This window comes from Streptomyces sp. MZ04, from assembly GCF_004684775.1.
Taxonomy (GTDB): Bacteria; Actinomycetota; Actinomycetes; order Streptomycetales; family Streptomycetaceae; genus Streptomyces.
On record NZ_SRIC01000544.1, the window covers coordinates 1 to 1,827 of the forward strand.

The 1,827-nt window shown below is 65.6% G+C and carries 1 protein-coding gene; it reads left to right on the forward strand.

Features of this window, described 5'->3' with window-relative positions; all coding sequences use genetic code 11:
* Positions 1–564 precede the first annotated feature (564 nt).
* Entirely contained in the window at positions 565–1,422 is an 858-nt protein-coding gene (locus E2651_RS42980) for a lamin tail domain-containing protein (RefSeq protein ID WP_135336693.1), read from the forward strand.
* Positions 1,423–1,827 lie beyond the last annotated feature (405 nt).

Genomic DNA, 1,827 nt, shown 5'->3' on the forward strand with positions numbered 1-1,827 from the left:
CCCACTGCATCCACTGAGCAGCAGCCCCCCGGCCACGGTGGCGGCGAGCAGCGCCCGCCGTATCTTCCAGGTCCGCATGGTGATCCCCCTTGCTTCGTCAGCACTCGTGACTGTGACGCCGGGGGCGGGCGGCGGGATCGCCCGGGGATGTTGCAGAACCGTCTCGATGTGGAGTTGGGAGACGGACGCCGACACGCGCGATGCGCGTCACCCGGATTCTCACATTCACCCCTACGGATGAATGTGCCGCGCGCGCCAGGGCTCCGTACAGCCGCGCAGCGAGATCGTCGCCGCGAGGTGGCGAACGGAAGGGGCGAACCCGGTTGAGTTGTATACGAGTTGCAGTACGGGGAGAAATGCAGATGTTCCCAGCTCAGCCAAGCGCTGCTACTGAGTGCGACCTTTTGATTGCACCCCGACATGACGCTGATGTAGCTGGTCAAGGGCGCCTGACCAGCCACAACCACGGTATGCGGTCAAAGCTCGGCAACCTTCTATCACGTTGTGCGGCGTTGCGCTTACGTTTCGTAACGCGAAGCGGAAGCAGACAAGTGAGGGAGACGCATGTCCACTGTCACCACCACAGGTAACTGGCCTTCGATGTCGGCCACTCCGCCCAACCTCGAAGGGCTCAGCACCAGCAATGTCCGCTGGGGCATCCCCGCAGAGAGCGGAAAGAGTGGCTATGTGTTCACCGGCAAGACCACCGACGTGGTCACCGATGGCACCGAGTTCGTGATCGGCACCTTCACGCACCAGAACTTCCCGATCCAGTCCAACGGCGTCAACCGGTTCGAGGTCGACCTCTCGGTCAACGTCGCCTTTGAGAACGACCTGTCGCGGGACTTCAGCTTCCGGTTCCGCCACAACGAAACGCCGAACGACGGCCCCAACCCGGAGGACATCGTCGACCTGCCGACGACCGTCTCCCCGGAGACCGTGGTCATCGACGGCGTGACCTACGCCGTCGTCATCACCGGCTTCAAGCAGGGCGGCAACATCGTCACCCAGTTCATCAGCCAGGAGAACGGCGCCAACGACGGCGACATCGTCGCCGTCCTGGCCCGCGTCGGCGCCCCCGACATCGCCATCACCACCGTCAACTACAAGGGCAAGGTGAAGTACACGCAGGCCGACGAGTACGTGGAGATCATCAACCGGGGCACCCTGCCCGGGAACATCTCCGGCTTCGTCCTCGGCGCCGACGACCCCGGCCAGGACTTCACCTTCCCGCCCGGCACCATCCTCCAGCCCGGCCAGCGCATCCGTATCTACACCAACCAGAACCACCCCCAGTGGGGCGGCTTCAACTACGGCAGCGGCCGGCCCATCTGGAACGACAAGGGCGATACCGCCGTCCTGCGCGACCCCAACGGGCAGCAGGTCTCCGACTACAGCTACGGCAGCGCCGCGACCCCCTGACGGACCCGAATGCGCCGTATGGACTTCGGGCCTTAGGCCCCTAGGGGGCAGGGGCTTTGCTGGTCCTGTGTCTTTGATTGGCGCCGGGGCCGCCCGGTTGTCCCGAGATTGGCGGTTCCGGGCTGGGAGTAAAGGGCGCTGCGCTGCGCGTCGGCTTCGCCGATTCCGCTTCGCTCCACCCCTGACACCCACCCCTCCACCGCACTGAGGAAGACGACCGGGCGGCCACGAAACGGGGCTCACGGGGAGGACCCGGGGGATGTTCGGCTTGAGCGCCGGGTGCGGACTAGTTCACGCAGGGCGCCGTCAGTGTCATGGGTGCGCGGCCGGTCCGAGGTTGGGTCCCGGTCTCGTCAAGCGGCTGGCGACCGGATCTTCCGGGGTGGCCGTCACGCTTCAGGCGAG